The 24,384-nt window shown below is 70.6% G+C and carries 17 protein-coding genes and 3 pseudogenes; 6 read left to right on the forward strand and 14 right to left on the reverse strand.

Going from position 1 to position 24,384, the window contains the following annotated elements; all coding sequences use genetic code 11:
• Positions 1-213 precede the first annotated feature (213 nt).
• Positions 214-1,275 (forward strand): ABC transporter permease, encoded by a 1,062-nt coding sequence (locus tag BGP03_RS06185; RefSeq protein WP_298800507.1) that lies wholly within the window; start codon positions 214-216, stop codon positions 1,273-1,275.
• Positions 1,276-1,360: 85 nt separating this feature from the next.
• Positions 1,361-2,044 carry an ABC transporter ATP-binding protein gene (locus tag BGP03_RS06190; protein WP_298800508.1) on the forward strand — a complete coding sequence of 228 codons (684 nt, stop codon included), beginning with the start codon at positions 1,361-1,363 and terminating at the stop codon, positions 2,042-2,044.
• A gap of 62 nt (positions 2,045-2,106) precedes the next feature.
• On the opposite strand, the gene BGP03_RS06195 is transcribed toward BGP03_RS06190, so the two are convergent.
• The 5 genes and pseudogenes from BGP03_RS06195 to BGP03_RS06215 form a co-directional block, all read right to left on the reverse strand.
• Positions 2,107-4,587: a xanthine dehydrogenase family protein molybdopterin-binding subunit gene (locus BGP03_RS06195; RefSeq protein WP_298800509.1), complete on the reverse strand. Its 2,481-nt coding sequence runs from the start codon at positions 4,585-4,587 to the stop codon at positions 2,107-2,109.
• A pseudogene (locus BGP03_RS06200) lies at positions 4,584-5,590 on the reverse strand (slipin family protein). Before BGP03_RS06200 ends, BGP03_RS06195 begins: the two are co-directional and overlap by 4 nt.
• A gap of 101 nt (positions 5,591-5,691) precedes the next feature.
• Positions 5,692-6,027, reverse strand: coding sequence for a DUF3040 domain-containing protein (locus BGP03_RS06205; RefSeq protein WP_296377336.1), 336 nt, complete (start codon positions 6,025-6,027; stop codon positions 5,692-5,694).
• Entirely contained in the window at positions 6,017-6,451 is a 435-nt protein-coding gene (locus BGP03_RS06210) for a universal stress protein (RefSeq protein WP_298800510.1), read from the reverse strand. Before BGP03_RS06210 ends, BGP03_RS06205 begins: the two co-directional genes overlap by 11 nt.
• A gap of 331 nt (positions 6,452-6,782) precedes the next feature.
• Positions 6,783-6,992, reverse strand: a pseudogene (locus tag BGP03_RS06215) (phosphoenolpyruvate carboxykinase domain-containing protein); the annotation flags it as partial.
• A gap of 66 nt (positions 6,993-7,058) precedes the next feature.
• Here BGP03_RS06215 and BGP03_RS06220 point away from each other — a divergent pair.
• Positions 7,059-7,445: a DUF488 family protein gene (locus tag BGP03_RS06220; protein WP_298800511.1), complete on the forward strand. Its 387-nt coding sequence runs from the start codon at positions 7,059-7,061 to the stop codon at positions 7,443-7,445.
• A 99-nt stretch (positions 7,446-7,544) separates the two neighbouring features.
• Here the strand turns inward: BGP03_RS06220 and BGP03_RS06225 are convergent, their stop codons facing one another.
• The 7 genes from BGP03_RS06225 to BGP03_RS06255 all read right to left on the reverse strand — a co-directional run bounded on the left by BGP03_RS06225 (position 7,545) and on the right by BGP03_RS06255 (position 16,967).
• Positions 7,545-8,783: an FAD-dependent oxidoreductase gene (locus BGP03_RS06225; protein WP_298800512.1), complete on the reverse strand. Its 1,239-nt coding sequence runs from the start codon at positions 8,781-8,783 to the stop codon at positions 7,545-7,547.
• 5 nt (positions 8,784-8,788) lie between these two features.
• Positions 8,789-9,901 carry a transaldolase gene (gene tal / locus BGP03_RS06230; RefSeq protein ID WP_298800513.1) on the reverse strand — a complete coding sequence of 371 codons (1,113 nt, stop codon included), beginning with the start codon at positions 9,899-9,901 and terminating at the stop codon, positions 8,789-8,791.
• A gap of 43 nt (positions 9,902-9,944) precedes the next feature.
• A complete protein-coding gene (locus BGP03_RS06235; protein ID WP_298800514.1) occupies positions 9,945-11,210 on the reverse strand; it encodes a dihydrolipoamide acetyltransferase family protein in 1,266 nt (421 codons plus the stop codon).
• A 10-nt stretch (positions 11,211-11,220) separates the two neighbouring features.
• Entirely contained in the window at positions 11,221-12,213 is a 993-nt protein-coding gene (locus BGP03_RS06240) for an alpha-ketoacid dehydrogenase subunit beta (RefSeq protein ID WP_298800515.1), read from the reverse strand.
• Positions 12,210-13,280, reverse strand: a complete 1,071-nt coding sequence (gene pdhA, locus BGP03_RS06245; protein ID WP_298800516.1) for a pyruvate dehydrogenase (acetyl-transferring) E1 component subunit alpha — start codon at positions 13,278-13,280, stop codon at positions 12,210-12,212. Before pdhA ends, BGP03_RS06240 begins: the two co-directional genes overlap by 4 nt.
• Positions 13,281-13,290: 10 nt before the next feature.
• Positions 13,291-13,740 (reverse strand): CBS domain-containing protein, encoded by a 450-nt coding sequence (locus BGP03_RS06250; RefSeq protein ID WP_296377328.1) that lies wholly within the window; start codon positions 13,738-13,740, stop codon positions 13,291-13,293.
• Positions 13,741-13,880: 140 nt separating this feature from the next.
• Positions 13,881-16,967, reverse strand: a complete 3,087-nt coding sequence (locus tag BGP03_RS06255; protein WP_299735800.1) for a BTAD domain-containing putative transcriptional regulator — start codon at positions 16,965-16,967, stop codon at positions 13,881-13,883.
• 144 nt (positions 16,968-17,111) lie between these two features.
• Here BGP03_RS06255 and BGP03_RS06260 point away from each other — a divergent pair, with 144 nt between their 5' ends.
• From BGP03_RS06260 to BGP03_RS06270, 3 genes are read left to right on the forward strand one after another with little or no spacing between them, the layout of a single operon-like run.
• Positions 17,112-17,942: a hypothetical protein gene (locus BGP03_RS06260; RefSeq protein WP_296377326.1), complete on the forward strand. Its 831-nt coding sequence runs from the start codon at positions 17,112-17,114 to the stop codon at positions 17,940-17,942.
• Positions 17,943-17,964: 22 nt separating this feature from the next.
• On the forward strand, positions 17,965-18,732 hold the full coding sequence (locus tag BGP03_RS06265) for a succinate dehydrogenase/fumarate reductase iron-sulfur subunit (RefSeq protein ID WP_296377325.1): 768 nt from the start codon (positions 17,965-17,967) through the stop codon (positions 18,730-18,732).
• A complete protein-coding gene (locus tag BGP03_RS06270) occupies positions 18,729-21,512 on the forward strand; it encodes an aconitate hydratase (protein WP_298800518.1) in 2,784 nt (927 codons plus the stop codon). The genes BGP03_RS06265 and BGP03_RS06270 overlap by 4 nt, the downstream gene beginning before the upstream one ends.
• Positions 21,513-22,415: 903 nt before the next feature.
• On the opposite strand, the gene BGP03_RS06275 is transcribed toward BGP03_RS06270, so the two are convergent.
• On the reverse strand, positions 22,416-23,747 hold the full coding sequence (locus tag BGP03_RS06275) for an NAD(P)/FAD-dependent oxidoreductase (RefSeq protein ID WP_298800519.1): 1,332 nt from the start codon (positions 23,745-23,747) through the stop codon (positions 22,416-22,418).
• Positions 23,748-23,790: 43 nt separating this feature from the next.
• Positions 23,791-24,384: pseudogene (locus BGP03_RS06280) on the reverse strand (hypothetical protein); the annotation flags it as partial.

Genomic DNA, 24,384 nt, shown 5'->3' on the forward strand with positions numbered 1-24,384 from the left:
GCTGCCATCAGAGACTCCCTTCACGGCCTACGGCCATGATCGTCGGTCTCCGAGCTAGCGGGGGAACCTCACCTCATCCTGTTCTTCGTATGCCTGCGCTCCCGGCTGGTCACCGCGGACACCACCGCGGACACCACCGCAGACACCACCGCAGACACCACCGCGGACACCACCCCGGGCACCGTCCCGACCGCGACGATCGGTCGGTGAGGGATGTTCGTCGCCTGGCGAGACCTCCGGTTCGCCCGGGGTCGCTTCGCCCTGATGGCCGCGGTCGTCGTCCTGATCACGTTGCTGGTCGGGTTGCTGTCCGGCCTCACTGCGGGCCTGGGCCACGACAGCACGTCGGCGGTCAGCGAGCTGCCCGCCGACCACCTGGTGTTCTCCGCACCGGCCGACGGTGCGGCGCCCTCGTTCACCTCGTCCTCGTTCGGGGCCGGGGCCTGGCAGCGGTGGGCGGCGGTCCCGAGCGTCGAGCGCGCGGAGCCGCTGGGGGTGGCCACCACCCGCGTCGAGTCCGGGAGCCGTTCGGCCGCGCTGACCACGATGGGGGTCCGGCCCGGCTCGGCACTCGCTCCAGAGGCGGTCGCCCCCGGGAACGTTGTGCTCTCCACCGGCGCGGCCGCGGAGTTGGGCGCCGGGCGCGGGGACACCGTCACCCTCGCGGGCGCGGCACTGACGGTCACCGCCGTCGCCGGGGACGCCGCGTTCAGCCACACCCCGGTGATCTGGGCCGACCTCGGCGACTGGCAGCGGCTGGCCTCCGGCGGCGCGGCGGCCACCGTGATCGCCCTGACCACCGATGGCCGCGTCGACCTCGCCGCGGCCGACGGGTCGCTCGGCACCCGCACGCTGAGCCGCGCCGACTCGCTGCCGGCGATCGGCTCCTATTCCGCGGAGAACGGGTCGCTGCAGCTCATGCGCGGATTCCTGTTCGCGATATCGGCGCTGGTGATCGGTGCCTTCTTCACGGTGTGGACGATCCAGCGCAGCGGTGACATCGCCGTGCTCAAGGCGCTCGGGGCCAGCTCCGGCTACCTGCTGCGCGACGCACTGGGCCAGGCCGTGGTGCTGCTGGTCGGCGGCACCGCGCTCGGCACCGGCCTGGCGGCCGCGCTCGGTGCGGTGGTCTCGGGGAGCGTGCCGTTCCTGCTCACCCCCGACACCGTGCTCGTCCCGGCCGTCGTGATCATCGTTCTCGGCGCCCTCGGCGCCGCCCTGTCCATCCGGCGGATCACCGCCGTCGACCCGCTGACGGCCCTGTCCGCCCGCTGAGGAGCACCGTCATGAGCGAGCTTGCGAGCGAATCACTGTCACAGCGCCTGGCCCCAGTGCCGACCGAGCGCAGCGGGGGAGCGCGATGAGCCTGCACCTGTCCGACGTCACGCTCACCTACCCCGACGGCGACACCCGGTTGACGGCGTTGGACGGCGTCGACCTCGACGTGCCCGCCGGCACCGTCACCGCGGTGACCGGCCCGTCCGGTTCCGGCAAGTCCAGCCTGCTCGCCGCGGCCGCCACCCTGATCACCCCCGACCGCGGCACCGTGGTCATCGACGGCACCTCGACGGACGGGATGAGCCGGGCCGAGCTCACCGCGCTGCGCCGGCAGAAGATCGGCATCGTGTTCCAGCAGCCCAACCTGATCGCGTCGCTGACCGCCGTCGAGCAGCTCCAGGCCATCGCGCACCTCGGCGGGCGTTCCCCGGCCGCGGCCCGCGACCGGGCGACCGGCCTGCTCGCCGCGGTCGGGCTGGCCGACCGGGCCGGGCGGCGCCCGCACCAGCTCTCCGGCGGGCAACGGCAACGAGTCAACATCGCGCGCGCCCTGATGAACGACCCCGCCGTACTGCTGGTCGATGAGCCGACCAGCGCCCTGGACTCCGAACGCGGCGCGGCCGTGATCGAGCTGATCACCACGCTCACCCACCGCGGGGGCGCCGCTACCGTCCTGGTGACCCACGACCGCGCCCATCTCGACGGGCTCGATCATGTCGTCGAGATCGTCGACGGTTCGCTCTCGAGCCTCGCCGGGCGCCGTTAGCGGCATCGCGATCGGCCGGCCGACGCTGCCGTCGAGCCGGCCGGTCGCGGTTCAGATGGGGATCACCCCACCTCCCCCTGAGGGTGGTTCGGGTCGATCGAGCCCAGCCCGGCACCCGGTGAGTGGGTGTCGACCGGGGTCTCCTGGGTGGCGTTGCCCTGGGCGTCCTGGATGGCCCGCCACACGCGCTGCGAGGTGCAGGGCATCTCGACGTTGGTCACGCCCAGGTGGCGCAGGGCGTCGATCACGCCGTTGACGATGGCCGGCGTGGAGGCGATGGTGCCCGCCTCGCCCACGCCCTTGACGCCCAGCGGGTTCGACGTGGCCGGCGTGGACACGGTGGCCGTGTCGAAGTTCGGCAGGTCGGCCGCCGACGGGATGGTGTAGTCGACGAACGTGCCGGTGACCAGCGTGCCCTGCTCGTCGTAGACGGCCTCCTCGAACAGGGCCTGCGCGATGCCCTGGGCCAGGCCGCCGTGCACCTGGCCCTCCACGAGCATCGGGTTGACGACGGTGCCGACGTCGTCCACGCAGACGTAGCGGCGCAGGGTGACCCGCCCGGTGTCGGTGTCGACCTCGATCGCGGCCAGGTGGGTGCCGTGCGGGAAGGAGAAGTTCTCCGGGTCGAAGACGGCGTCGGCGTCGAGACTGGGCTCCATGTCCTCGGGATAGTCGTGGGCCGTGAATGCGGCGAACGCCAGCTCCTGGATGGTCCTGCCCTTGTCGGTACCGCGGACGGTGAAGGTTCCACCCGAGAACTCGATGTCGTCCTCGGCCGCCTCCAGCAGGTGCGCGGCCAGCTTCCTGGCCTTGGCGACGACCTTCTCGGCGGCCTTGACGACGGCGATGCCGCCGACCACCAGCGAGCGGGAGCCGTAGGTGTCGAGGCCCTTGGGCGAGATCTGGGTGTCGCCGTGCAGGATCTCCACGTCCTCGAACGGGACGCCGAGCTGGTCGGCGACGATCTGGCTGAACCCCGTCTCGTGGCCTTGGCCGTGCGGGGAGATGCCGGTGATCACCTCGACCTTGCCGGTGGCCAGCACCCGGATGCTGGCGGCCTCCCAGCCACCCGCACCGTAGGACAGCGAGCCGAGCACCCGCGACGGGGCGAGGCCGCACATCTCGGTGAACGTGGAGATGCCGATGCCGAGCTGGACCGGGTCGCCCGAGCGGCGGCGCTCCTCCTGCTCGCGGCGCAGCCCGGCGTAGTCGAAGGTCTCCATCGCCTTCGCGGTGGCCTGCTCGTAGTTGCCGGTGTCGTAGGTCAGGCCGGCAACCGTGGTGAACGGGAACTCCTCGTGGGTGATCCAGTTCTGCTGGCGCAGTTCCATCGGGTCGCGGCCGAGCTCGACCGCGAGCTCCTCGATGATCCGTTCGGCCCCGAACGTGGCCTCCGGACGGCCGGCGCCGCGGTAGGCGTCGGTGGGCGCCTTGGTGGTGAACACGTTGCGGCAGGTGAACCGGTAGGCCGGGAACTTGTAGATCGCGTTGAACATGAACGCGCCCAGGATCGGGATGCCCGATCCGATCAGGCTGAGGTAGGCGCCCATGTCGGCGAGCAGATGCACGTCCAGGCCGGTGACCGTGCCGTCGCGCTTGGCGCTGATCGTGATGTCCTGGATCTGGTCGCGCCCGTGGTGCGCCGCGAGCAGGGAGTCCGAGCGGGTCTCGGTCCACTTGACCGGCTTGCCGAGCCTCTGCGCGAGGAGCACGCAGAGCATCTCCTCGGGGATGATGGAGATCTTGCCGCCGAACCCGCCGCCCACGTCGGGGGCGATGACGCGCAGCTTGCTCTCTGGAATGCCCAGGGTGACCGCGGTCATGGTGCGCAGGATGTGCGGGATCTGGGTCGCCGACCACAGGGTGATCTGCTCACCGCCCGGGTCGACCACGACGGAGCGGGGTTCCATGAACGCCGGGATCACGCGTTGCTGGATGAACCGACGGCGCACCACGATCTGATCGGGATCGGCTTCGGCAGCCGCGATGGCCTGCTCGACGCTGTCGCCGGTGCCGGCCGCTGCGGAGTCGAACACCCAGGTGGCGCTGACGTTGGTGCCCAGGTCCGGGTGCACCAGCGGGGCCCCAACGGCCGCGGCGGCTTCCTTGTCCAGGATCGGTTCGAGCGGGTCGTAGTCGACCTCCACGAGGTCGGCCGCGTCGCGGGCCGCGGCCGCCGAGCGGGCCACGACGACCGCGACGCCCTCACCGGCGAAGTGCACGGTGCGGATCGCCAGGGGCGGGCGCTGCGGGGCCTTCTGGTCCGGGGTGACCGGCCACGCGCAGGGCAGGCCGATCCCCTCGGCACCGAGGTCGGTTGCGGTGTACACGCCGATGACACCGGGCATCGCGGCGGCGGCCGCGGTGTCGACGTGGGTGATTGTGGCGTGCGCGAGCGGCGAGCGGACGACGTGCATGTGCAGTGTGCCCGGTGGGATGATCGCATCGGTGTAGCGGCTGCGGCCGGTGATCAGCCGGGCATCCTCCTTGCGGGGTCGGGACTTTCCGAGCTCGCGGGTGGCGGGTTCGACGGTTGTTGTCATGTCGGGTCACCTTCTGGCCACGGGACCGTGGCCTGCATTCGGCCGACGGGTCGGCCGTGCCGGGGGCGGACGAGCCCGCCGGCGGGGGTGGGACTGGAGCCCGGCCTAGCGGTCGGCTCGTGCACCGTTGGTCGCGGCCAGGCCACGCAGCGCCGGGACCGGGTCGAGCAGCCGGTCCGGGGCCGGTTCGCTCGGGGAACCTCGCTCGCCGGCACCACGGACGCGGTTGCCGCCGAGGTCTCGGACGGTGTGGCGCGTTCGAGGAAGCGGAGTAGTTCGACGGGGAAGGGCAGGACCAGCGTGGAGTTCTTCTCGGCGGCGACCTCGACGACGGTCTGCAGGAGTCGTAGTTGCAGCGCGGCGGGGTGTTCGGCCATGACCTGGGCGGCTTGGGCGAGTTGGGTGGAGGCCTGCAGTACGCCGTCGGCGGTGATGACGCGGGAGCGTCGTTCGCGTTCGGCTTCGGCTTGGCGCGACATGGAGCGTTTCATCGATTCGGGTAGTGCGACGTCTTTGATTTCGACGCGGTCGATGTGCACGCCCCAGTCGAGGGCGGGGTTGCCGATCATGAGTTCGAGGCCTTGGTTGAGGTGTTCGCGGTTGGACAGCAGGTCGTCGAGGTCGCTCTTGCCGATGATCGAGCGCAACGACGCCTGCGCGACCTGCAAGATCGCGGAGGTGTAGTCCTGCACGTCGACGGCGACGCGCACGGGGTCGATGACGCGGTAGTAGAGGACGGCGTCGACGCGGACGGTGACGTTGTCGCGGGTGATGCCGTCCTGCGCGGGGACCGGCTGGGTGATGATTGCATGCAGACCTTCTGTAGCCGGTCCGCGAACGGGGTGATCAGTGCGAGCCCGGGTCCGCGGGTCGTCGGCTGTACCCGGCCGAAGCGGAACACGACGCCCCGTTCGAACTGCTGCACGACCCGGACGCTGGCCCCGGCCGTGATCAGACCCAAGACCAGTATGACGATCAGAGCAGACACGATGATGGTGATCATTTCGACCTCCTGTGGGTGGTGCGCGGGAACCGCCGAAGCGGCTGAGGTTCCCGGCCCGAAGGGCTCCGAGGGCAGAGCGGACCGACCAACGCCTGCGCGGGTCAGGGCCGGGGACGCGACGCTCCGTCCGTGCTGCCGCTTCCGCGATACAGCAGCACGAGCACGGCCACGGCGCCCATCGCGAGCAGCAGCGCACCGCCACTTGGCCCGGCCGCCGCGGGCAGCAGCATGCACAGCAGCGCCGCGATCCACATGAACACCCTCTGGGTCCGCCGGCGCTGCGCGGTCGGCGCGTTCGGCGACGTCGGTCCGGCCGGTGCGCTCGCGGCGGATGGAGCCTGCGGTCGGTTGTCGAAGGTCTCTACGAATCCTGGGTCGTCGGCCAGGAAGTGGATCTGGATCTCGTGCAACGTTGCGCGGTCTCGGTCACTGAGCACGACGCACCTCTGGAGTGTGTGACGGCCCGGCGCGGTCTCGACGCTGCGCCCCTGCCGTGTTTGTATCGTAACACGATAGATGATGAGCGAATAGGGCCTTTCGGGCGGTCGTGCAGTCAGCGTTCGTGGCGGCGGTGGCCGGGGTGCGCGGGGGCTTGACGACGACGATCAGGCAGGGGGCGTGGCCGGCCAGGTAGTGGCTGATCGAGCCCAGTAGCGCGCCGAGGACCTTGCCGTGCCTGCGGGAACCGACCACCAGCAGCTCGCAGGTCTGCGCCATCTCGATGAGCACCTCGGCAGGTTGTCCCTGCACGGGCGCGGTGGTGATGGTGTCGACGTCGGTCGAGACGCCGGCATCGGTCAGGGCCGTGGCCAGGATCTTCTCGGCGGCGAGGACGGGATGGAAGTCGCCGTCGGTGGCCATGTCGCCGTAGGTCGACTCGATCGGGAGTTCTCAGGCGGTCACCACGTGCAGGGCCAGGTCGCGGGCGGCGGCGTGCGCGACCGCCCAGCGCAACGCGGCCCAGCGATCCCGCTGACCCATCCACGCCGACCACGATCCGGGCCGAGGGCGGCGGCGATGCCGATGTGGTCATCTGCTGCCTCCTGGCCGTGGTCGCGCTCCGGGTGGCCGCCGCCGTCCCTGCCGAGGGGCTCAACGGGACCCGAGAACCGGATCCTCACTGGGGGTCTGGCCGAGTTCGTTCTGGTCGGCGGGCGCGATGTGTCAGGGTGGCGCTGCTGGCCGGAGGCGGGCCGCCGAACAGGATCGCCGAGATCGGGACGCCCCGGGGGTCCTCCCACTCCGGCGCCACGACGGGGCACTGCGAGATCGGCGTGGTGTAGCGCGAGTTCGGGTGCGCGGCGTTGAAGTCCGAGTCCGGCGTCCAGTCCTGGCCGGTCCAGGACTTCAGGTGCTGCGGATCCCCCTCGAGCCCCTCCCACCAGATGTCACCGTCGTCGGTAAACTCGGATGGGTGGGCGGCCGCTGACGGGCTGTCGAGGGTCGCGGTTCTCCGGTACACCGAGACGTGGAGCAGGCCATGGAGACACGCATCACCTGTCGCCGGATCTACGACGAGCCGTCGCCGTCGGACGGGACGCGGGTGTTGGTCGATCGAGTCTGGCCCCGGGGGGTGCGCAAGCAGGACGCACACCTGGACGAGTGGCTGCGCGAGATCGCCCCGTCCACCGAACTGCGTCAGTGGTACGGACACGTGCCCGACCGGTTCGCCGAGTTCCGCCGCAGGTACCTGGCCGAACTGAACGAGCCGGTACGGCAGCAGGCCGCCCGGCACCTTCGCCATCTCGCCCGCGGGCACGATCTGACCCTGCTCACCGCCACCCGCGATGTCGACCACAGTCAAGCGGCCGTCCTTGCGCTGTGGCTGGGCGGAGATGCGACGTCGTCGACGTGACGCCGTCGAGATGATCGGGCAGGCGGAGCCGTTGCCGCAGCGGGACGTCGGGCGGTCGCGGTGGTCCGCGGTCGTGCGCGACCTCAACCCGGATGTTGGTCATGGCGCCGGTGCCAGGTTGGCCAGCGGGACCGTGGGGTCGGCGAGTCGGGTGGTGTCGACCGGGGTTCGGGCGCGGATCAGGGCTTGGACGGTGTCGGTCACGTCCCAGACGTTGACGTTCATGCCGGCCAGCACGCGTCCGTCGCGGAGCCAGAACGCGATGAACTCGCGCGTCTCCAGATCACCGCGGACCACAACTCGGTCGTAGCCGTCGGGTTCGGTGTAGCCGGTGTATTCCATGCCCAGGTCGTACTGGTCGCTGTAGAAGTACGGCAGGGCCTCGAACCGGACGTCCTGGCCGAGCATGGCCGCCGCTGCGGTTGCGGGCTGGTTGCGGGCGTTGGCCCAGTGCTCGACCCGGATGTGCCGATCGAGCAGCGGGTGATAGGCGCGAGCCACATCGCCGGCCGCGAAGATGTCGGGGTCAGAGGTGCGCAGCGACGCGTCCACGACGATCCCGTCCGTGACCTCCAGGCCCGCGTCGGCGGCGAGGTGGGTGTTGGGGGTCGCGCCCACGCCGACGAGCACGGCGTCAGCCTCGACGGCCGTGCCGTCGGCCAGACGCAGCCCGGTCACCGAGCCACCTGCGCTGGTGATCTCCGCGACGCCCACGCCCAAGCGCAGGTCGACGTCGTGGGCGCGGTGCAGGTCGGCGAACACCGGCGCGATCTGCGGGCCGAGGACGCGCAGCAGCGGCAGGGATGCGACCTCCACGACCGTCACGGCGACGTCGGCGGCGCGAGCGGCGGCGGCCACCTCCAGCCCGATCCACCCGGCGCCGATGATCGCGATCCGGGACACGGTGCGCAGCACCTCGCGCAGCCGGTCGCAGTCCTCGACGTGCCGCAGGTAGTGCACCTGTTCGGCGTCGGCACCCGGTAGCGGCAGGCGGCGCGGGGACGCGCCGGTGGCGATCAGCAGCTTGTCGTAGCGCAGTCGCTCGCCGCCGCCGAGGACGATCTCATGCCGGTCGCGGTCGATCGCGTGGACGGCGGTGCCCAGCCGCAGGTCGACATCGTGGCCTGCATACCAGTCCGGTTCGTGAACGAAGATCGTGTCTCGCTCGACCTTGCCCTGCAAGTAGTCCTTGGACAGTGGCGGCCGCTCGTAGGGTCGCGAGGTTTCCTCGCCGATGAGGGTGATGCGCCCGCCGAAGTTCTCCTCGCGCAGGGCCTCGGTGGTTCTGGCTCCGGCCAGGCCGGCCCCGATGATCACGAAATCCTGTTGTGCCGACACGGTTGTCACGCTCCCGGCGTGGTGGTGAGGGTGCGAGCGAGTTGCGTGCTCAACCGGTCCCAGCTGGCGTCGAACGTGGCCACGCCCTCGTCTTCGAGCACCTGCACCACGTCCTCGTAGTCGATGCCGAGACCGGCCAGGTCGTCGAGTACCCGCTGGGACCGGTCGTAGGTTCCGTGGATGCTGTCGGGCGGCATGTGACCGTGGTCGGCGACGGCGTTCAGGGTGTTCTCGGGCATGGTGTTGACCACGCCGGGCGCGACCAGGTCGGCGACGTAGCGGGTGTCGTTGTAGGCGGGGTCCTTCACGCCGGTAGATGCCCACAGTGGACGTTGCGGTCGGGCGCCGGCCCGGTGCAGCACGTCCCATCGGTCGGTGGCGAACGCCTTCTCGTAGCGGTGGTAGGCCAGGCGGGCGTTGGCGATGGCGGCCTTGCCGCGCAGAGCTGCTGCCCGTTCGGTGCCGAGTTCGTCCAGCCGCTGATCGACTTCGGTGTCCACACGGGACACGAAGAAGGAGGCGACCGAGGCGATCGTCGCGAGGTCGTGTCCGTTGGCCTGGGCGCGTTCCAGGCCGGTGAGGAAGGCGTCGATCACGTCGGTGTAGCGGCCCAGGGCGAAGATGAGCGTGACGTTGATGCTGATGCCCTCGGCCAGGCACGCGGAGATGGCGGGCAGTCCCTGTTTCGCGGCGGGGATCTTGACGAACAGGTTGGGCCGATCGACCAGCCACCACAGCGCCTTGGCTTCGGCGATGGTGCGGTCGGTGTCGTGTGCGATGCGCGGGTCGACCTCGATGGACACCCGGCCGTCCACGCCGTCGGTGGCGTCGAAGGCCGGCCGCAACACGTCGCAGGCCCAGCGCACGTCGTAGGTGGTCAGCGCGCGCAGTGCCGTGTCGACGTCGAGCCGGCGCTGGGCCAACTGCTGGAGTTGGTCGGTGTAGGTGTCGCTGCCGGTGATGGCCTTCGCGAAGATGGTCGGGTTGGTGGTGACGCCGACGACGTGCCGGTCGTGCACCAGCCGTTCCAGGCTGCCGCTGGTCAGTCGTTCGCGGCTCAGGTCGTCCAGCCAGATCGAGACGCCGGCGTGGGTGAGCGTGGTCAGTGGATCGGTCACGACGACCTCCTTCCGATGTGTCGCCCGGTTCGGCGGGTGCGGTTCACAGCACGATCCGGACGGGGTGTTCGAGCAGCGCGGTGAGAGCGGCGAGGAACCGTGCGCCAGTGGCGCCGTCCAGGACGCGGTGGTCGATGGACAGGGTCAGGGTCATCGTGGTGCCGGCGACGAGTTGGCCGTCGCGGACGATGGGCCCCGGGTTGGCGGCGCCGACGGCGAGGATGGCCGCCTCGGGTGGGTTGATCACGGCGGTGAACTGGTCGATGCCGTACATGCCGAGGTTGCTGATGGTGAACGTCCCGCCGGTGATCTCGTTCAGCGGCAGCCGACCGGTGCGGGCCCGTTCGGCGAGGTCGTGGGCTTCGCGGCTGATCTGCGACAGCGTCTTGGCATCGGCGTTGTGGATGACGGGCACGATCAGGCCGTCGTCCAGGGCGACGGCCACGCCGATGTGGATTCGGTGGTGGCGCAGCAGTCGGGTGTCCGCCCAGGAGGAGTTGACCGCAGGGTGCGTGGTGAGCGCATGCGCGCAGGCTTTGATGAGCAGGTCGGTGAGGCTGACTCGCGTTCCGGTGTCCGCCAGGTCGGTGTTGACCTGGTTGCGGAACGCCATCAGGGCGTCGGCATCCACGGTGCGGGTGAGGGAGAAATGCGGGGCTTGTCGGGCGCTCTGGACGAGGCGTTGCGCGGTAAGTCGCCGCACGCGGGTCAGCGGAACTTCCTCGTCGTCCGGACCTACGGCCGGTGGGGGTGCCGGGCTGGGAGGCGCGGTGGGTGGCGGCTGCTGTGGCACGGCGGGCTGGGGCTGGGCTTGGTGCCCCCGGCGTGTGACGGCTCCTTCGATGTCGGCGCGCACGATGCGCCCGCCGGGGCCGCTGCCGGGGAGGGTGGCGAGATCCACGTCGTGGTCGCGGGCGAGCCGGCGGGCCAGGGGGGATGCCCGCAGCTTCGGGACTGCCGGTTCGGGCGGCCGCACTGCTACGGGCGGGGAGGCCTGCGACGATGGCCGTTCGGCCGTATCCACGGCAGGCTCGACGGTGTCCACAGTGGCCACTGGTTCGGGTGGCGTGTCGGCGGTGGAGCCGATGACGGCGATGGGGGTGCCGATGGGGACGGTGACGCCTTCGTCGATCAGGATTCGGGTGAGGGTGCCGTCGTCGTAGGCTTCCAGTTCCATGGTGGCCTTGTCGGTTTCGATCTCGGCGAGCACGTCACCTCGCCGCACCGGGTCGCCTTCGTGCTTGCGCCACTGGGCCAGCACGCCTTGTTCCATGGTGTCGGACAGGCGGGGCATCAGCACTTCGGGCATGGCGGTCCTCCTAGCCGGCGAAGCGGGTGGCGTCGAGGGTGTCCCGGATGACCCGGGTCAGCGCGGCGGCATCGGGTAGCGCGGCCAGTTCCAGCGGTTTGGCGTAGGGCAGCGGGACTTCGGCGGCCGCGACCCGGCGCACCGGCGCGTCCAGGTAGTCGAAAGCGCCTTCACCGATGGTGGCGGCGATCTCGGCGCCGATGCCGTAGGACAGCCAGTCGTCCTCCAGCACCACCGCCCGGCTGGTCTTGCGGACCGAAGCGCACACGGTGTCCCGGTCCAGCGGGCGCAGGCTGCGCAGGTCGACGACCTCGACCGAGATCCCCTCCTCGTCCAGCCTGCGGGCCACATCCAAGGCGACCACGGTGGCGCGGGAATAGGCGACGACGGTGAGGTCCCGGCCCGGCTTGAGCACCGAAGCGGTGCCGATGTCCAGGGTGTGGTCACCGTCCGGGACCTCGCCGTTGGTGTTGTACAGCGCGAGGTTCTCCAGCAGGATGACCGGGTCGTCGTCGCGGATCGCGGCGGTCAGCATGCCCTTGGCGTCGGCGGGGGTGGCCGGGGCGAGCACCTTCAGGCCGGGCACGTGCGCGTACCAGACTTCGAGGTTCTGCGAATGGGTGGCGGCCAGCTGCTGTCCGCCACCGCCGGGGGTGCGGATCACCAGCGGGACCCGGACCTGGCCGCCGAACATCGAGTGCATCTTCGCGGCGTGGTTGACGATCTGGTCGATGGCCAGCAGGCTGAAGTTGATCGTCATGATCTCCACGACCGGGCGCAGGCCCAGCATCGCGGCGCCGATCGCGGCGCCGACGAAGCCCTCCTCGCAGATCGGGGTGTCCCGGACGCGGCGGGGACCGAATTCGGCGAGCAGCCCGGCGGTGATCTTGTACGAGCCTTCGAAGAGGCCGATCTCCTCGCCGATGAGCAGCACGTCCTCGTCGCGCAGCATTTCCGCGCGCAGCGTGTCGTGCAGCGCCTGCCGATAGCTGATCACCGTCACGGGGACACCACCGGGTCGCCGGGCAACCCCTGGTACGTGTTGGCGACCGCCGTGGCATAGACGTGGTCGAAGAGCGTCTCCGGGGCGGGGGCGGGGCTGCGGTCGGCAGCATCCACGGCCTCGGCGATCGCCTGCTCGACCTCGGCGTCGATCCCGGCGGCGGCCGGGGCGTCGAGGACACCGGTGTCGATCAACTGGGCGCGGAAGGCGGGCAGCGGGTCCAGGGCGCGCGCACGCTGGTTGTCCTCGTCGCTGCGATAGCGGGCCGGGTCGACCACCGAGTGCCCGCGCAGCCGGTAGCTGACCGCCTCCAACAGCATCGGCTGGTGTTCACCGCGGGCGCGATCCAATGCGGCGCGGGCTGCCTTGCGCACCGCGAGCACGTCATTGCCGTCCACCCGCTGCCCCGGAATGCGATAGGAGCACCCACGCCGGAACAACTCCGGTTCGCCCGCGGCGGCCTCGACCGTGGTGCCCATACCGAGCTGGTTGTTGACGATCACGTACACGATCGGCAGGTGCCACACGGCCGCGAGGTTGAGGCACTCGTGGAACGCCCCGATGTTGGTGGCGCCGTCGCCGAGCAGGCACATCACGGCTTCGCGGTCGGGGCCCGGCCCGTTGCGGTGGGCCAGGGCGAGTGCGGCGCCGGTGGCCGGTGGGATCTGGCCGCCGACGATGCCGTAGCCGCCGAGCAGCCGCAGCTGCGGGTCGAACAGGTGCATCGACCCGCCCCGCCCGCCGGACAGCCCGCCGGTGCGGCCGAACAGTTCGGCCATGATGCGGACGGGTTCGGCGCCACGCGCGAGCGCGTAGCCGTGCTCTCGGTAGCTGGTGAACAGGTAGTCGGTCGCGCGCAGCGCGGCCATCAGGCCGACGACGGTGGCTTCCTCACCGAGGTTGAGATGGCAGTAGCCGCCGATCTTCGCCTTGGTGTACATCTCGGCGGCCCGCTGCTCGAAGACGCGGATCGTCATCATCTGCCGGTAGTAGCCACGCAGTGTCTCGGGTTCCTCGGTGGTGCCGAGGACCGTGCCGACGACCGCGGTCGAAGACGGTTCGGCCATGCTCTCCTCCTCAACTGCCGGGGTCGGGGTCTTGCAGGACGAACCGGTCCGCCCCGGCCTGGCACTTCGGGCAGGACTGGGGGACCTGCTGGCCGCGCACCGGCTCGCCGCAGACCTGGCAGACCCATTCGGTGGCCAGTAGCGCGGCGACGTCCGCGCGGCTGACGATGCCCACCAGCCGGGTCCCCGCCAGCACGGGAACCCGGTGGATGCGCCGCTCCACCAACAAATGGCGCACCTCGTCGACGTCGGTGTCCTCGGTCACGCTGATCATCGCGGTGGACATCACCACACCGGCGGTCGCACCGGAACGGGCCAGCAGGTCGTACTCGCTGACCAGGCCGACCATCATGCCCGAGGCGTCGACCACGGGTACCCCGCTGATCCGGTGCTCGCCCAGCACGGCCGCGACCACGGCCGGTGAGGCGTCGACCGGCACGGTGACTACCGGGGTCGTCATGATCTCCTTCACCTTCACCGTGACCTCTCCCTCAGACTTCGGCCTCGACGCCGAGCAGGACGGGTGCCTCGCCTTCCGCTGTTCGTGTCTTCGATCGTGGTGCGGGCGGCTTGCGGAATGCCTGCGGCTCAGGACTGAGTTCAGGATTCGGCAAGCGCGGCCAGTCGAGGCACCAGCACGAGGTAGCCACTGGTTCGGGCGGCGTTCAGCGCGGTCGTGGCGAACCGGGATGCTGTGTGTTCGCCTCGGGCGCGGAGGAGTTCGGCGTGCGCCCACCGGGCTTCGTGCCGGATGAGGGGCATGCCGTGGTGCCGCGCGGTGTCGATCAACGGCGCGGCCTCGGCGAAACGGCCCTGTTCCACCAGGACCAGGCCCAGCCGGGCGGCGGCCCAGCCGGCGAACAGTGGAGCATTCTGGGCGGTGCGCAGCGACCCGCGGAATGCCTGTTCGGCGCGTTCCAGGTCGCCGGTCGCGTGCCAGGCGACCCCCAGCCCGCGCAGCGACGCCGCGACTTCTTCCGCGTGCCCGACACGGCGTGCGATGGCCACCGCCGCCTCTGCGCTGTCCACAGCATCGGCGTGGCGTCCCAGCGCGGCCAGGGCTTCGCCGCGGTGCCACAGGCAGGCGCTGTGCACCACAGGGTGCTCCACCGCGCGAGCCCAGGCCAGGACCTCCTCGATCTCGGCCAGGCCGGCGGCGGGCTCGGCCATGAAGACGAGGGCGTGACCTCGGATCACACGCGGGTGCCACAGGCGCAGCACCTCGGTGGGGACGGCCGCCAGGTGGGCGAGGGGGTCCAGTTCGCGGGCTGCCTCGGCCGGGCGGCCGGCGACGAACCTGGCCATGCCCCGCCAGTACAGCAGGCGCGCGGCCCCGTTGGTGTCGCCGGCCTGGTCCAGAAGGTGTCGGGCTTCGTGGAAGCGCCGCCGTGCACGGCCCAAACGCGGCAGGGTCAGGTCGGTGATCGCGCCTGCGGCCAGGGCCTGGCCACGGGCCGCTGGGTCGTCGCCGGCTTCCGCGATGGCCAACTCGACCAGTTCACCACCGCCGATCACATCGCGGGATCGGGTCTCCAGAATGGCCAGCTGCGCCAGGATGCGGGACCGGTCCGGTCCGGTGGACCTGTGGGCCAGCGCGGTCTCCAGGTCAGTGCGGGCTTGGGGCAGCCGGCCGCGGCGTCGGTGGACCTCGCCCCTAACCTCCAGTAGCGCGGCTTTGACCGCGCCTTGGGCGGACAGTGAGAGTCCCGCGTCCGCCAGGTGCAGTGCGTCTTCATCGGCGATCTGGTCCAGGCGGGCGTGGGCCGCCGTGGCGAAGGCGGTGGCCGCGGCCTGCTGGTCGCCGCCGGCGGCCAGGTGGGTGGCGATCTCGGCGCCATCGGCCTCCTGCTGCTGGAGTGCCTGGGCGAGCAGGAGATGCAGCCGGGCCTGTTCGGTCCATCCCAGGGTGTCCAGGACCGCACCGCCGATGGTGCCGGTCGCGACGGTCCAGCCGTCGGTGCAGCCGTCGACCATGCCGGCCTCCACCAGGGCGTCCAGCACGTCGAGGGTGCCCCGCAGGTCCCGACCGGTGGCCAACGCGAGAACGCTCGCCGGAGCATGCCGGTCGAGCAACGTGACCAGGGCGAGCAGTTCCCGATGGCGGGGTGGCAGCGTGGCGATGCGCTCCCGAGTCACCGATCGTGCAGTGGCGGCGGCCAGGATGCGGGCCCGGTGTATGTCGGCGGGCCTGCGCAGGCGCCAGCGGCCCTGCTCGTTCGCGTCGACCAGGCCCCCGCGTCCGAGGACCGCCAACGTCTCGGCCACCGCCGCCGGGTGGCCGTGTGTGTGGTCGACGACGAGCGCGCCCAGTCGCGGGTCGGCAAACAGCCCGCCGAGCGTGGTCGCGGACAGCGGCCGAAGCAGGACCGACCGCAGCAGCGCGGGGTCCGCGCCGGACAGCGCCTGCATCAGGGTGACCCCGGCCGAGGCATCCTCGGGTCGGTACGCGGCCAGCAGGATGAGACCCGGCACCCGGCGCAGCAGCATCCGCAGCAGGGTCAGGCTGCGCTCATCCGCCCACTGCAGGTCGTCGACCACGAGCAGGCACCGCGGCCGGGCCAGTGACTCGATGACCCGGGTCGCCATCGGGACGGTGACCGCGCGCCGATCCCCCTCATCGACGTCAGCGTCGGTCGCGGCGCGCACCAGTTCACGAGCCACCGCCCACGCGTCGTAGCGGTGCGCCCGAATCACCCGCACCATGATCGCGGGTACCTCGGCCTGGGCTGCGGCCTCGGTGAGCAGCCGGGACTTGCCGATCCCGGGCGGCCCTCGAACCAGCAGCGCCCGCGGTCCCGCTCCGGAGGTGGAGGCCGTGATCTGCAGGAGCGCGTCGTCGCGGTCGAGCAACGGCAGGTGCGGCAGGCCGGCGCCGGCTTCGGGCCGGGCGCCGGCAGCCACGTGGTCGGGCCGGATCCGGTCCCGCAGGATTCGCTGCCGCAGGTCCATGGCTTCCGCTGACGGGTCGACGCCGAGCTCGTCGGCCAGGCGCCGGCCGAACGTGTCGAACGTGGTCAGGGCGGCGGCCCGGTCGCCACCGGCCGCCTGCGCGTGGGCCAGGAGCATCGCCGAGGCTTCCCGCAGGGGCTGCTGCTCGGTGGCGGCCTGCGCCCAGTCGACCGCCGACGTCGGATCGCCAGTGGCCAGGGCGGCCGTCGTCGCCCCTTCCAAGGCTTCCAGCCGGGCGCGCCACAGGTGGCGGCGATGCTCGGCCGCCCAGTCCGCGTAGGCGTCCTCGGCCAGTGGCTCGCCGTGCCACAAGGCCAGTGCCCCGCGGAACGCGGCCAGTGCCGCGATCGGATGGTGCGCCAGTTCGGCCTCGCCTCGGACCACGCCGGTCAGGAACGCCTCGACGTCCACCCAGCACCGCTCGTCGCCCACCAGTGAGTAGCCGGCCGGACCTGTTTCGACCAACGACCGGTCGCCGAGCGCCCGCCGGATCCGGCTGACCAGGATTTCCACGTTGCCCGGCGTGTCGGCCGGTGGCCGGGTCGGCCACAGCGCCTCGGCCGCGACCTCCTTGGACAGCAGCGTCCCGCGAGACAGCGCCAGCATGCGTAGCAACCGCCTGGCCAAGCGGCCTCCGAATGGCCGCAGAGGCAACTCCTGGTCGCCACGGTGTACCGCGAACCTGCCCAACAACTGGATGCTGACCTGCGGAATCGCGCGGTCCAGCACCGTGCTCACCGCCCGGCACCCCAGCAGATCGCAGGGAATTCGCAAGCATGCTCCACCACTGTGACGGTAGTTACTCAGCCGGGATCCGCGCGCGAGGCTTTGGTCCTCACTTCTCCGGATCCCGACGGATCGAGGCGAGGAGACGGACCGGCGATGGCAAACGCTCCGGCGGCACCGAACAACGCCCGCCAGACCGGGACCGGCACGTCCGGCCGGGCACCGATCACCGCGCGGACGCTGCGCACCGATGCCTGGTGGGCCTACCCGGCCTCGACGTTCACGGTGCTGCTGGCGTTCGTCCTCTACTCCACCTACGCGGCGCTGGCCAACCGCGACTACTACGCCGACCCGTACCTCTCGCCGTTCTACTCGCCCTGCCTGTCGACCAACTGCGGCGCGGTGCCGGGTTCGGCGGGTGCGCCCCACCTGGGGTGGTTCGGCAACTGGTGGATCGTCACGCCGGCGGTGCTCATCCTGATCTTCCCCTTGGGCTTCCGGCTGACCTGTTACTACTACCGCAAGGCGTACTACCGGTCGTTCTGGCTGTCGCCGCCGGCCTGCGCGGTGCCCGAGCCCCGTCACCGCTACACCGGGGAGACCCGATTCCCGCTGATCCTGCAGAACATCCACCGCTACTTCTTCTACGCCGCGGTCGCGTTCAACCTGATCCTCACCTGGGACGCGGTGATCGCGTTCGACTTCGACGGCCATATCGGGATCGGCGTGGGCAGCGTGGTGCTGGTGATCAACGCGGTGTTGCTGTGGATGTACACGCTGTCCTGTCACGCCTGCCGGCATGTGGTGGGCGGCCGGATCAACAACTTCTCCCGCCATCCGGTCCGCTACCGGTTGTGGACGTGGGTGTCGCGGATCAACCCGATCCACGGCCGGCTCGCCTGGGCGTCGCTGGTGTGGGTGGCGCTGACCGACCTGTACGTGCGGCTGGACGCGGCCGGTGTCCTGCACGATCCCCGCTTCGTCTGATGGGTTGGGAGGCGCGCCGAGCATGAGTTATCAGCTGAACCTGCGGATCTGGCGGGGCAACGCCACGGCCGGCGACATGGTGGACTACCCGGTGACCGTCGAGGAGGGCGAGGTCGTGCTCGACGCCGTGCACAGGGTCCAGGCCACCCTGGCCGGTGACCTGGCGGTGCGGTGGAACTGCAAGGCCGGTAAGTGCGGCTCGTGCAGCGCCGAGATCAACGGGCGACCGAGGCTGATGTGCATGGCCCGGCTGTCGCGACTACCCCGCGACGCCGTCACCCTCACACCGCTGCGCACCTTCCCGGTCATCCGCGACCTGGTGTGCGACGTGTCGTTCAACTACCGAAAGGCCCAGCAGGTCCCGTCCTTCACCCCGCCGACGGACCTCGCGCCCGGCGAGTACCGGATGCGGCAGGCCGACGTGGAGCGGTCGCAGGAGTTCCGCAAGTGCATCGAGTGCTGGCTGTGCCAGGACGTCTGCCACGTCATCCGCGACCACGAGGACAACAAGAACGCCTTCGCCGGCCCCCGGTTCTTCATCCGGCACGCCGAACTGGACATGCACCCGCTGGACACCCTCGACCGGCGGACCCAACTCCGGGAGGAGCACGGAATCGGCCTGTGCAACATCACCAGGTGCTGCACCGAGGTCTGCCCTGCGGACATCCACATCACCGACAACGCGATCATCCCGATGAAGGAACGCGTCGTCGATCGCCGCTACGACCCGCTGCGCCGGTTGTTCCCGAACTGGCGGCACAAGCCGCAGCCGGACGGAGGTCAGCCATGATCGCCAACAGCTTCGGGACGCGCGACCACCTTGCCGTCGGTGGAACGTCCTACGCGATCCATCGCCTGGACCGGCTGCCCGGCGTGCAGCGGCTGCCCTACGGGCTGAAGATCCTGGCCGAGAACCTGCTGCGGCACGAGGACGGCCACACCGTCACCGCCGAGCAGGTCCAGGCGCTGGCCGGATGGGACCCGACCGCCGAGCCGGCCACCGAGATCCAGTTCACCCCCGCCCGGGTGCTGATGCAGGACTTCACCGGGGTGCCGTGCATCGTCGATCTTGCCGCGATGCGCGAGGCCATGGTCGCGCTCGGCGGTGACCCGGCGGCGATCAACCCGCTGCGCCCGGTCGAACTGGTCATCGACCACTCCGTGATCGCCGACTACGTCGCCCGACCCGACGCGTTCGACCGCAATGTCGAGCTGGAATACCAACGCAACCGGGAGCGGTACCAGTTCCTGCGCTGGGGCCGGGATGCCTTTCACAACCTGCGGGTGGTGCCGCCCAAGACCGGCATCGTGCACCAGGTGAACATCGAGCACCTCGCCCGTGTGGTGTTCGCCGAGGACGGGCAGGCGTTCCCGGACACGCTGGTGGGCACCGACTCGCACACGACCATGGTCAACGGGCTGGGCGTGCTGGGCTGGGGTGTCGGCGGGATCGAGGCCGAGGCCGCGATGCTCGGGCAGCCGATGAGCATGCTGCTCCCGCAGGTGATCGGTGTGAAGCTGATCGGGAGCCTGCCGGAGGGCAGCACCGCGACCGACCTGGTGCTGACCATTGCCGAGCTGCTGCGGGCGCACGGCGTGGTCGGCACGTTCGTGGAGTTCCACGGTCCGGGTCTGGCGCAGCTGCCGCTGGCCAATCGCGCCACGATCGGCAACATGAGCCCGGAGTACGGCTGCACCTGCGCGTTGTTCCCGATCGACGCGGAAACCTTGGCCTATTTGCGGCTGACCGGCCGATCCCCGGAGCACGTGGCGCTGGTCGAGACCTACGCCAAGGAACAAGGACTGTGGCACGACCCCGATCACGAGCCCGCCTACTCGCACACCCTGGAGCTCGATCTGTGCACCGTGGTCGCGTCGATCGCCGGGCCGAAGCGCCCGCAGGACCGCATCCCACTCGACCGGGCCACTTCCGCCTTTCGAGCGGCGGTGCACGGCTACCTGCCGGCCGACCCGGTATCGGTGGGTCTGGACGAGAGTGGTGAGGAGTCGTTCCCGGCCTCCGATCCGATCGCGGTGACCGGCAACCGGGCTCGTGATCGGCCGGCCCGGCCGCGCCAGGCCAGCAGCACCGGTGGACGGCCCCGCGCACCGATCGCGGTGACCCTGGATTCCGGGCAGTCCGTCGAACTCGACCACGGCGCCGTGGTGATCGCGGCGATCACCAGCTGTACCAACACCTCCAATCCCCAGGTGATGCTCGGCGCCGCACTGCTGGCCCGCAACGCCGTCCATCGGGGGCTGCGCAGCAAACCGTGGGTGAAGACCTCGCTGGCGCCCGGCTCGAAGGTCGTCATGGACTACTTCGAGAAGGCGGAGGTGCTGCCGGCCCTGCGCGAACTCGGGTTCGACCTGGTCGGCTACGGCTGCACCACCTGCATCGGCAACTCCGGCCCGCTGCCCGAACCCGTGTCGCGCGCCATCGCCGAGGGTGACCTCGCGGTGTGCTCCGTGCTGTCGGGCAACCGCAACTTCGAGGGCCGCATCCACCCCCAAACGAAACTGAACTACCTGGCCTCCCCACCGCTGGTCATCGCCTACGCCCTCGCCGGGTCGATGGACGTCGATCTCACCCGCGACCCACTCGGTGTCGGCTCGGACGGCCGACCGGTGTTCCTGCGCGATATCTGGCCCAGCTCACACGACATCGACCAGGCCGTCGCGTCCTGCCTGCGCCCGGAGATGTTCACCCGCGACTACGCCGACGTGTTCACCGGCGACGAACGCTGGCGGTCGCTGCCGACCCCGGCCGGCGACGCCTTCGCCTGGGATCCCGCCTCGACCTACGTCCGCCGCCCGCCCTACTTCGAAGGCCTGTCCGCCGATCCCGACCTGGTGGGGGATATCGAGAACGCCCGGGTCCTGGTGTTGCTCGGGGACTCGGTCACGACCGATCACATCTCGCCCGCCGGTGCCATCAAGCGCGACTCGCCGGCCGGGGCGTACCTGCGGGAACACGGGATTCCACCAGGCGAGTTCAACTCCTACGGATCGCGGCGTGGCAACCACGAGGTGATGATCCGCGGCACCTTCGCCAACATCCGACTGCGCAACCAACTGGCTCCGGCCACCGAAGGCGGCATCACCCGGCACCTGCCCGACGGGCAGCGGATGACCATTTACGATGCCGCCCAACGCTACGCCGGCGAACACGTGCCCCTGCTGGTCATCGCCGGCAAGGAATACGGGTCCGGTTCGTCACGGGACTGGGCGGCCAAAGGCACCGCGCTACTCGGCGTCAGAGCGGTCATCGCCGCGTCCTACGAGCGCATCCACCGCGCCAACCTCATCGGCATGGGCGTGCTGCCCCTGCAATTCCCACCCGGTCAGAACGCCACCACGCTCGGCCTGACCGGCGAGGAGACCTTCACCCTTCGCGGCCTGACCGGCGGCGCGCGCGTACCCGACCGAGTGCGGATCACCGCCACCACGGCGGACGGCGACACCCGCGAATTCGACGCCGACGTCCGTATCGACACCCTCACCGAAGCGGACTACTACCGCCATGGAGGGATTCTGCCCTATGTGCTCCGCCGAATCGCCGCACGCTGACGGGCGACCCGCCCACGATGCCGCCGCGACGTTGCTGCGTTCGGCGCACACCACCCACCGAACCCGGCACCAGCGGCCGACGCTGGCGCGCCATCGCTGATCCCTACTGTCCCCCGTGCCCAGTGGCGGCGGCGGGCTCGGTCTGGACGGCTGAATGGCCGAGTTCACGCTGGTGGTCCCCGATGCGCGTCAGCTGATCCCGCTGCCCGACGGGCTGGACCCGGTCATCGCGGTGCCGCTGACCGACGCCGCCCTTACTCCCTACCATGCGGTACGCCGCTCGTGGCCGAAGCTGACGCCTGGCGCCACGGCCGTCGTGATCGGCGTCGGCGGCCCGGGGCATCTGGCGGTACAGATCCTCAATGCCACCACTGCGGCGCGGGCTATCGCCGTGGACACGAGGCGCGAAGCGCTCGCCTTGGCCGAGCAATCCGGCGCTGACTTCGCCTTACTGGGGAAGCGATCACGCCGCGCAGGACATTCGTACGGCCACCGGGGGACGACACGGTGCGGACGTCGTTCTCGACTGCGTGGGGAACGACACGACCCTGGCGCTGGGCGCGTCCGCCGCGCGCACCCTCGGCGATCTCACCCCTCATCGGCCTCGGCGGTGGCACGCTGCCGATATCGTTCTTCGCGGTGCCCTACGAGTTGTCCGTGCAGACAACCTATGGGGGGAGCCGGCCGGAACTGATCGAAGTCCTCGACCTCGCCTCCCGAGGACTGCTGCACGCCACCTGACGACATTCACCCTCGACCGGACGATGGACGCCTACCGGATGGTGGAGGCCGGCGAGCTGACCGGCCGCGCCGTCGTCGTACCGACGACCACCTGACGACCCCGGGGGGAACGTGGCGCATGGGGAGCACGATCCACCACCTTCAACCCACCGGCCGGCGAACTCAACCGGCCGACGCACGCGCGGCCACAGCCGCGGTGAAGTCGTCGCGGGCGTGTTCCAGTACATCCAGCGACACGATCTCGCGGGGGAACAGCAACGCCAGCGTCCAGTCCGCGACCACCCGCAGCCGCCGGTTCCACGACGGCAGCTTCAGCAGGTGGTAGGTGCGGTGCGCCAACCATGCCGGAAATCCCTGCAACCGCAGGCCGTAGATCTGCGCGACACCCCGATACAGGCCGAGGCTGGCGACCGACCCGGCGTAGGCGTGCCGATAGACCGCCGGTCGCGTCCGGCGCAGGGTGGCGACGAGGTTGTCGGCCAGCACCGTGGCCTGCCGGACCGCATGCTGGGCGCTGGGCGGGCACAACATGCCCGGGCCACGGGTCACGTCGGGCACGGCGGCGCAGTCACCCAGTGCCCACGCGTCCGCAGTGTCCACGACGGACAGATACTCGGTGGTGACCACGCAGCCGCGGTCATCCCGCGGCAGATCGCTCTGCTTGAGCAGCGGATGTGGTGCCACACCCGCGGTCCACACCAGCGTTCCCGCGTCGAACTCGGTTCCGTCATCGAGCACCACGTGGCCATCGAGGACGGATCGCAACCGGGTGGCCAGCCGGACCTCGATTCCCCGGCGCCGCAACAGATCCACCGTGTAACGGCCCATCCGGTCGCCAACCTCGGGAAGGATCTTCCCGGCCGCCTCGACCAGGACCCAGCGCAGTTGCGTCGGGTCGATCTCCGGGTAGTGCGCACAAGCGTCGCGGGTCATGTCCTCCAGTTCGGCCAATGCCTCCACGCCGGCGTAGCCGCCGCCGACGAACACGAACGTCAACGCCGCCCGCCGCCGGGCCGGCGAGGTGGTCGAGGAGGCGGCATCGAGTTGGGCAAGCACGTGGTTGCGCAGGTGGATCGCCTCGCCGATGGTCTTGAACCCGATGCCGACCTCGGCCAGGCCCGGCACCGGCAATACACGGGAAATCGATCCCGGCGCCAGCACCAGCACGTCGTAGGCCAGCGGTTCCGGCTCGTCGATGTCGGAGACCAGATAGGCGGTGCGACGCGAGTGGTCGACCGAGACCACCGCCCTGGTGATCACCCGGACCCCGGGCAGGACCTGCCGCAGCGGCACGACCACGTGGCGTGGTTCGAGGTTGCCGGCAGCCGCTTCGGCCAGCAACGGCTGATAGGTCAGGTAGGAACGCGGGTCGACCACGGTGACCGTGGCCTCACCAGGCCGCAGCCGACGCCGCAGCCGCAGCGCCACGTGCATGCCGGCAAGCCCGCCACCGACGATCAGGATTCGGGGCGCCCCACGCGCTGTGGTCGTCATCCGTCCCACCTCTCCCGAATATTCACTAGCTTCATTGTAAATATTAGGTAGGTCGGGCGGTGCGCGCGCCAGGGTCCTTGGTCACAGCCGCGTCCCGACGCCACGCCCGGATGACGGCGATCGCGGCCAGCGAGAGGAACAGCAGGATCGCGACCTCGTCGAGGACGCCGCCGGTCTGCCAGGCCAGGGTGCTGTCCGCCGCGTCGCCCCCGAGCAGTCGCAGCGCCAGTGACGCGTGCAGCAGTCCCAGCGGCAGGTAGAAGACCGGGTGGAAGCCGAACCGCACCCGCAGCACCGCCGGCACGATGACCGGGGCGTGTGCGAAGACCATGGAGAACGCGAAGCCCAGGAACACCGCGTGCAGCATGGCATCATAGGCCCGCCCGTCGCCCGGACGGCCGACCGCGAGCCACAGCACCCCGGCGACCGCGAGCCACAGGTAGCCTGCGGCCAAGCCGATCGCCATGTACCGGGTCACGCCGCGCATGCGGATGGTGCGGCGCGCGATGTCGTGGGTGGCCAGCCACCCGGCCAGGCCGAGCAGGCCCGCGCCAGCCACCCGCACCCCGGCCGATCCGGTGAACCGCCCTGGGTCCGGGAGAGGCTCCTGATCTAACAAGGAGACTGGAGCCATGTC

The sequence above is a fragment of the Pseudonocardia sp. 73-21 genome (assembly GCF_001899645.1).
Lineage (GTDB): Bacteria > Actinomycetota > Actinomycetes > Mycobacteriales > Pseudonocardiaceae > Pseudonocardia.